The 7,840-nt window shown below is 60.5% G+C and carries 6 protein-coding genes; 3 read left to right on the top strand and 3 right to left on the bottom strand.

All coding sequences use genetic code 11. From position 1 onward, the window contains the following. Positions 1–2,188: bifunctional proline dehydrogenase/L-glutamate gamma-semialdehyde dehydrogenase PutA (putA, locus tag JWQ61_RS12115; RefSeq protein ID WP_304360753.1), on the bottom strand; the 2,188-nt coding region annotated here is incomplete at its 3' end. Positions 2,189–2,451: 263 nt separating this feature from the next. Between putA and JWQ61_RS12120 the strand changes: the two genes are divergently transcribed. Then, on the top strand, positions 2,452–2,910 hold the full coding sequence (locus tag JWQ61_RS12120; RefSeq protein ID WP_014008389.1) for an Lrp/AsnC ligand binding domain-containing protein: 459 nt from the start codon (positions 2,452–2,454) through the stop codon (positions 2,908–2,910). A 51-nt stretch (positions 2,911–2,961) separates the two neighbouring features. Here the strand turns inward: JWQ61_RS12120 and JWQ61_RS12125 are convergent, their stop codons facing one another. Next, positions 2,962–3,996, bottom strand: a complete 1,035-nt coding sequence (locus JWQ61_RS12125) for a LacI family DNA-binding transcriptional regulator (RefSeq protein ID WP_304360749.1) — start codon at positions 3,994–3,996, stop codon at positions 2,962–2,964. 363 nt (positions 3,997–4,359) lie between these two features. Between JWQ61_RS12125 and gntK the strand changes: the two genes are divergently transcribed. Further along, entirely contained in the window at positions 4,360–5,928 is a 1,569-nt protein-coding gene (gene gntK / locus JWQ61_RS12130; RefSeq protein WP_304360750.1) for a gluconokinase, read from the top strand. A gap of 7 nt (positions 5,929–5,935) precedes the next feature. On the opposite strand, the gene JWQ61_RS12135 is transcribed toward gntK, so the two are convergent. Beyond that, positions 5,936–6,901, bottom strand: coding sequence for a LysR family transcriptional regulator (locus JWQ61_RS12135; RefSeq protein ID WP_304360751.1), 966 nt, complete (start codon positions 6,899–6,901; stop codon positions 5,936–5,938). 390 nt (positions 6,902–7,291) lie between these two features. Here JWQ61_RS12135 and JWQ61_RS12140 point away from each other — a divergent pair, with 390 nt between their 5' ends. Then, positions 7,292–7,609, top strand: a complete 318-nt coding sequence (locus JWQ61_RS12140; RefSeq protein ID WP_304360752.1) for a hypothetical protein — start codon at positions 7,292–7,294, stop codon at positions 7,607–7,609. Positions 7,610–7,840 lie beyond the last annotated feature (231 nt).

Raw genomic sequence — 7,840 nt, forward strand, 5'->3', positions numbered from 1 at the left:
GCACCGCGCGGGCGGCGATCAGCGGCGTCTGTTCGGCCGGTTTCGCCAGCACCACATTGCCGGCTGCCAGCGCTGCGCTGACTTCGCCGATGAAAATCGCCAGCGGGAAATTCCACGGGCTGATGCAAACTACCGGCCCCAGCGCCAGCGCATTCTGGGTATGCCGCACTTGCGCTGCGTAGTAGCGCAGGAAGTCGACTGCCTCGCGTACTTCGGCAATCGCGTTCGGCAATGATTTTCCTGCTTCGCGGATAGCCAGTGCAATCAGTTCCAGCTGGTGGACTTCGAACAAGGCAGCGGCGCGTTCCAGTTTGTCGGCGCGTTCCGCCGGCGGCAGGGTTTGCCAATCCATGGCGTAGACGCTGGCGGCATGCAAAGCCTTGTCGACATCGGCCACGCTGGCTTCGACCACACTGCCCACTACGTCGCGCTGGTCGGCCGGATTCAAAACCGGACGCGCAGCCTGGCTGTAATTTTGTGGTTCTGCCAGCATAGGAGCAGCATGCCATTGCTGCTTGCCGAACACGCTGAAAGCGCTGTCGATCTGACGCAGCACATCTTCACTGCTCAGGTCCAGGCCGGCCGAATTCTTGCGCTCCGCGCCGTACATGGCGGGCGGCAGGGCGATCTGCGGATGCGGCTCGCCGCCCAGCTGTTGCGCGGCTTGCAGCGGATCGGCGATGAGCGAATTGATGCTCACGCTTTCGTCGACGATCTGGTTCACGAACGAAGAATTGGCGCCGTTTTCCAGCAAGCGCCGCACCAGGTAAGCCAGCAGCGTCTGGTGCGAACCGACCGGGGCATAAATCCGGCAAGGCTTGTCCAGCATGTCTTTGCCGACCACCTGGTCGTACAGGGTTTCGCCCATGCCGTGCAGGCACTGGAACTCGTAGTCGGTGATCTTTTTTTCCTGCGCCCAGCTGTAGATGGTCGCCAGTGTATGCGCGTTATGTGTGGCGAACTGCGGATAGATGACATCGGTCGACGCCAGCAGTTTCTGGGCGCAGGTCAGGTAGGAAACGTCGGTGTACACCTTGCGCGTGTATACCGGGAAACCGGGCAAGCCGTCGACTTGCGCGCGCTTGATTTCGGAATCCCAATACGCACCCTTGACCAGCCGCACCATGAACTTGCGGCCGCTGCGGTGCGCCAGGTCGACCAGGTAGTCGATCACGAAAGGACAGCGTTTCTGGTAGCCTTGCACCACAAAACCGATGCCCTCGAAACCGGCCAGTTCGGGGTCGAACGCCAGCGCTTCCATCAGGTCCAGCGACAGTTCCAGGCGGTCGGCTTCTTCGGCGTCGATGTTGAGGCCGATATCGTATTGCTTGGCCAGCAGCAGCAGCTGTTTCAGGCGCGGCAGCAATTCTTCCATGGTGCGTTGCCGCTGCGCGCGCGAATAACGCGGATGCAGCGCCGACAATTTCACCGAGATGCCCGGACCCTGTTTGATGCCGCGCCCGTTCGATGCCTTGCCGATGGCATGGATCGCGTCTTCATACGAACGGTAGTAGGCGGCCGCATCTTCTTCGGTCAAGGCGGCTTCGCCGAGCATATCGTAGGAATAGCGGTAGCCGCGTTTTTCATTGTCGCGGCTGTTGCCGAGCGCTTCGGCGATGGTCTGGCCGGTGACGAACTGGTTGCCCAGCATGCGCATGGCGACATCGACGCCCTTGCGGATCAGCGGTTCGCCGCCGCGGCCGATCAGCTTGGTTAGCGCCGAACCGAGGCCGCGTTCGCTATTGGTGGCGACCAGCTTGCCGGTGATCAGCAAACCCCAGGTGGCGGCGTTGACGAACAGCGACGGCGATTCGCCCAGGTGGCTGCCCCAGTCGCCCTTGCTGATCTTGTCGGCGATCAGGCGGTCGGCGGTCTGGTGGTCTGGAATGCGCAACAGCGCCTCGGCCAGGCACATCAGCGCCACGCCTTCTTCCGACGACAGCGAGAATTCATGCATCAAGGCGTCGACGCCGGAAGCGCGCGTGCGTTTTTCGCGCACCGCCTGCACCAGCTTGCGCGCCAGCGCCTGGCTGGCGGCATGCGAGCCGGCGCTGGTTTGCACTTGCGCCAGCAGCCATTGCACGGCCAAGGTTTCGTCGCGCCGGTAAGCGGCGGTGATGGCGGCGCGCAATGGCGTCGGCTCGATCATGACTTCCTGGTGGAAGACGGTGAATGCCGGGCTGAACATGGCGGAAGAAGTAAGGTCGGGCTTGGATGACGGCTGTAGCGGCGGCATGGCGGTTGTCTCGGTGAGGATATTGGTTTTGTTAATTTGCTTTAGAGCATTATTTAGAGCATCGATCACGGCGACCCGTTTAACAGTGCGGGAATGTGAAGTTGTTCGATTGTAGGCGGCATCGGCATGGATTAATTCTGGTAATAATGGCCGCTATCAAAATTTTGTTATTGGTGAGAAAATTTAACCGAATAAAATTTTTCGGAAGATAGTGCATGCTTGACAAGATCAGCAAGAAAATCCTGGCCGAATTGCAGAATGATGGTCGCATCAGCAATGTCGACCTGTCTGCCCGCGTCAACTTGTCACCCGCCGCCTGCCTGGAGCGCGTCCGCAAACTGCAGGAAGCCGGCTACATCCTGCACTACACCGCCCAGCTCAATCCGCAGCTGCTGGACGTCGCCTTGCTGGTGTTTATCGAAGTGGTGCTGGACCGCACCACGCCGGAAGTATTCGAAGCGTTCAGCCAGAGCGTGCAAATCATTCCCGAGGTGCTGGAGTGCCACATGGTGGCCGGCGGTTTCGATTACCTGGTCAAGGCGCGCGTCAAGGACATGAACGCCTACCGCGAGTTTCTCGGCAAGTCGCTGCTGCAGCTCAAGGGTGTGCGCGAGACGCACACTTACGCGGTGATGGAAGAGGTCAAGCACACTACAAAACTGCCGATTCGCTGAGAATCGGCCAGGTCCCGGGCCCCGAGTCATCGGGCCCCGCTGCTTTCCTGCTCAGGTGCTGCTGCGTATCGCCAGCTTGAAGCCGAGGTCGACGCTGGTGGTTTCCGGCGTCTCGTGCCTGAGCAGCTTGATCAATAACTGGGCGGCAGTAAAGCCGATGTCGTAGCGCGGCGTGACTATCGTGGTGATGCCGGGATTGGCGAAGGCCGACCACGGCAAATCGTTGAAACCGGCGATCGCCATCTGGCCCGGCACCGACAGGCCGCGCCGCTGGCACTCGAACAAGACGCCCAGCGCCAGGTCATCGTTGCAGCAGAACACCGCATCGCAGGCCGGCGTCTGCTGCAGGATCTGGCCCAGCATCTTGGTGCCTAGTTCCACCGTCGACGGCGCCGGCGTCAGCACTTCGATATCGGCGTTGATGCCGGCTTCCGACAAAGCCTTGCGAAAGCCGTGGCGGCGTTTCATCATGCGCGGATCGAGTTGGGCGCCGAGGAAGCCGGGCTGGCGGTAGCCGCGTTCAATCAGGTGGCGGGCGATGCTGTAGCCCGCTTCTTCATGTGAAAAACCGACCGTGACCTCGCTGCTTTCCGGGTTCAGGTCGAACATGCGCACGGCCGGCACATTGTGCGTCGCCAGTTGCTCGCGCAGCGCATCCTGCTGTTCTATGCCGCTCAGCAAAAAGCCGTCCGGCGCATGCGCCAGGTAAGTGCTGATCAGCTGGCTTTCCTTGTCCGCCGAATAGCTGCTTTCGCCGATCAGGAATTTGTAGCCGTGCTGGTTCAGGCTGTCGCGGATCCCGGTCAGCGTGTCCACAAATACCGAATTGCTGAGCGACGGCACGATCACGCCGATCACCTGCGACTTGGCCGACGCCAGCGTGCTGGCGGCCTGGTTCGGCACGTACCCGAGCTGCTTGATCGCCGCCGCAATCCGGTCGCGCGCTTCCAGCTGCACCAGCGCCGGGGTTTTCAGCGCGCGCGATACCGTCATCGGGCTGACGCGCGCCAGGCGCGCGACGTCGACGATGGTGACCCTGCCGCTGGCGCGGCTGTGGCGTTGTGGCTTGAGTTCCTGGCTGGTCATGGTAACGATGGCATTTAATGGTCTCTTTACATTTAGCTCGCTGCTGCCAGCTTATTCATTATTCAGCCAGATTCCAGTCATGTATGCCGGGCAATGGAATCTTGTTCATTTGGCTAGCGTAAGCAATGTTACACGCAAGCCATGCCGCATTGTTATAGTTTCCTTGGAGTAAGGGTACTAGCAGTATGCAATATTGCTTTCCGTTGTATCGGCGACGCAATGTTAGCGCTAACATCTGGTGTATGATTGCGGCCACGCGCCGCCGCCGGCAAGTACTACAATGAAACGGGTGCGGCGCACGGCTGTCCAGGCAGGATAGCTGCTCATTGCCAATCGCTTACTCATTTCATCACGAGGTAGTTCATGCAACACCAGCCAGAATACATGCTCGGCGTAGATATCGGCACCACCAGCACCAAGGCGGTGCTGTTCACCACCCAGGGACAGGTAGTGGCGCAGCACGCGGTGGAATACCCCCTGTTGTGCACCACGCCGGGCATGGCCGAGCAAGATCCGCTGCAGATTTACGACGCGGTGCTGAGCGCGATCAAGAATGCGGTGGGCAACGCAGCCGCCAAGAACGGCGTCGAGGCCGCACAGATAAAGCTGGTGTCCTTCAGCGCCGCCATGCATAGCGTGATCGCGGTCGGCCAGGACGGCGCGCTGCTGAGCAACAGCATCACCTGGGGCGACAACCGCGCCGGCGCATGGGCCAACCGCATCCGCGACGAGCTCGGCGGCCATGAAATCTACCTGCGCACCGGCACCCCTATCCATCCGATGTCGCCGCTATGCAAGATCATGTGGCTGCGCCACGACCAGCCACAGTTGTTTGCGCGCACCGCGCGGTTTGTCGGCGTCAAGGAATATGTGCTGTACCGCCTGTTCGGCGAGTGGCTGGTCGATCATTCGATCGCCTCCGCCACCGGCATGTTCAACCTGCAGCAGCTGGACTGGGACCAAGGCGCGCTGGAGCTGCTCGGCATCGGTCCGCAGCAATTGTCGACACTGGTGCCGACCACCCACCAACTGAGCGGCCTGGCGCCGGCCATGGCGCAGCAGCTGGGGCTGGCGCCGGCGACGCCGTTCGTGATCGGCGCCAACGACGGCGTGCTGTCCAACCTCGGCGTCAATGCCATCGGCCCGGGCCAGGTTGCGGTCACCATCGGCACTTCGGGAGCGATGCGGACCGTGATCGACAAGCCGCTGACTGATCCCTCCGGCCGCACTTTCTGTTATGCCCTGACCGCCAAGCACTGGGTGGTCGGCGGCCCCACCAACAATGGCGGCAGCATTTTCCACTGGGTGCGCGACGAGCTGGCGACCGCCGAAGCCGCCGCCGCCAAGGCTGCCGGCCTCGATCCTTACGATGCCTTGACCAAAATCGCCGAGGGCGTCAGCGCCGGCGCCGAAGGATTGCTGTTCCATCCTTACCTGGCGGGCGAACGCGCGCCGTTATGGAATGCCGATGCGCGCGGTTCCTATTTCGGCCTGGCGACCCATCACGGCAAGCCGCACATGATCCGGGCCGCGCTGGAAGGCGTGATTTTCAGCCTGTACAGCATCCTGCCGGCAGTCGAGGACCTGATCGGGCCGACCACCCACATGATGGCGACCGGCGGTTTCGCCCGTTCGCCGTTGTGGCGGCAGATGATGGCGGATATTTTCGAGCGTGAAGTGGTGGTGCCGGAAAGCGTCGAATCGTCCTGCCTTGGTGCCGCCGTGCTCGGCCTGTACGCGCTGGGCAAAGTCGATTCGCTGGAAGTCATCGGCGGCATGGTCGGCTCCACCCACCGCCATGTGCCGATTGCAGAAAACGTCGCGCTGTATCGCCGCTTGTGGCCGATCTATGCGGCTATTCCCAAGCAGCTGGAGCAGCAGTACCGGCAGCTGTCGCAGTTCCAGCGAGAGACGGCGGCCGCGCCGTCCTGAACCGTATTTAGTCTTCGTCTTCCGGATCGATCAGGCTGAATTTCTCGTGGGCGGTTTCGCTCAAATGCGCGCGCAACCATTTGTGCGCCGGATTGCGGGAATCCCGTTCGTGCCACAGCATATCGACATGGACCGCCGGCGTCGGGAACGGCAGCTCGCGCGCCACCAGTTCTCCGGTCATGCCGGTGGCGCCGATCAGGTGGCGCGGCAAGACCGTCAGCAGGTCGGAACTGGCGACCACCCGGCCGGCAGTGAAGAATTGGTTGACGGTCAGCAGGATGCGCCGTTCGCGTCCCATCGCCGCCAGGGTTTCATCGATCAGGCCATGCGCCCGGCCGGAAAAACTGACCAGCAAATGATGCGAAGCGCAGTAATTGTCCAGGGTCAGCACCTGATTGGCCAGCGGATGGTTCTTGTGCATCACGCAGACGTATTCGCCGGTGTACAGCCGCTCATGGTGGATCGGCGAGGCGCTGGTGGTCTGGCCGCCGGCAAGCTGCGCCGCGACGCCGGGGAAAAATCCCACCGCCAGGTCGACATCGCCGCGTAGCAGCATCTGGCGCGGATCGCGGGTGGTCAGCGGCACCATGCGCAGGTTCAGCTGCGGCGCATCGCGTTCGATGGTGCGCACCAGCCCCGGCAGCCACAGCGCGGCGGTAGCATCCGCCATCGCCATCTGGAAAGTGGTATGGGCGCGCGAGACATCGAACGTCTCCGGCGTGATCGCGGTTTCCAGGTCGGTCAGCGCGCGCCGGACCACCGGCCACAATTCTTCGGCATGCTGGGTCGGCTTGACGCCGTGCGCGGTGCGGATCAGCAGCTCGTCGTTGAGGGTGTCGCGCAGGCGTTTCAAGGCGTTCGACACGGCCGGCTGGGTCATCGCCAGCCGGCTGGCGGCGCGCGTCAGGTTCTGCTCGGTCATGACGGCGTCGAAGACACGCAGCAGGTTCAGGTCAAGCGTCAGGAAGCTCATGGTTGGATCTATCGTTAATTATTTTTAGACGGAATATGGCGCCGGCAATTTAGCTGGAAGCAACATTCACAGATTTTATAACTGTTATATGAAAGCGCAATGACAGATTTCAAGTGTGGCAAAAATATTGCGCCACAACATAAAACGCATATCAAGCTGGATTATGTCTCAGATGCGCAATTATTGCCGAGTTGAAACCAAGGCAAACCGTCCCTTGCCCGTCGTGCTTTATCTTACACAAATTGTCTTAACGACGACACGAGTGACGTTCTTCAGCCGCGACCGAACATTATTCGTTGAACACATAACTGATATCCAAAATCAGAATTGGATAGCTTCCTAAGTAGTGAATATACTGCAATGCAACATCATCAAGAAAGAGTAGTTGTTATGTCTGTATTCGCTTTTGCCCTGCCGGCTGAAATCGCTTTGTTCGACGCATCGGCGCTGCTTGCTGCCGCTGCCGCCGCATTGCGGCCATTGCTGGGGCTGGGAGCGCTGGCGACCTTGATGGTGTATTTCAAACCGCTCTGGATGGGAATTTTGCGCGCAGCACTGATGTTGATCAAGCCGCGCAAATCACTGGAACAGCGGATTGCCCGCAGCAAGTTCAAAGGACAGCAATTGATACGCCGCATGGCTAACGACCATGCCTCCAGCCAGCCTAACCTGGCTGCCGAGCTGCGATTGCTGGCCGGTCGCGATTGATTATTGTTAATAACCACGAGGAGTTTGCCATGCACCAATACATTTACCATGACGAAGACGGTTTCCCGACTTTCGCGGTGCTGCAATGGCTGCGTGCCATGGCAACGCGCGTTCTGGCCTGGATGGGTCTGAACGGCCTGTAAAAGCTGTTATCGGAATTTTTGACGTCTCCTCTTTCCTGCGATGGAAGGATTCACCCTGCAGGCTTAGCGCCGGCAGGGATTTTTTTTG

It is taken from the genome of Collimonas fungivorans (assembly GCF_028292705.1).
Classification (GTDB): Bacteria; Pseudomonadota; Gammaproteobacteria; order Burkholderiales; family Burkholderiaceae_D; genus Collimonas; species Collimonas fungivorans_B.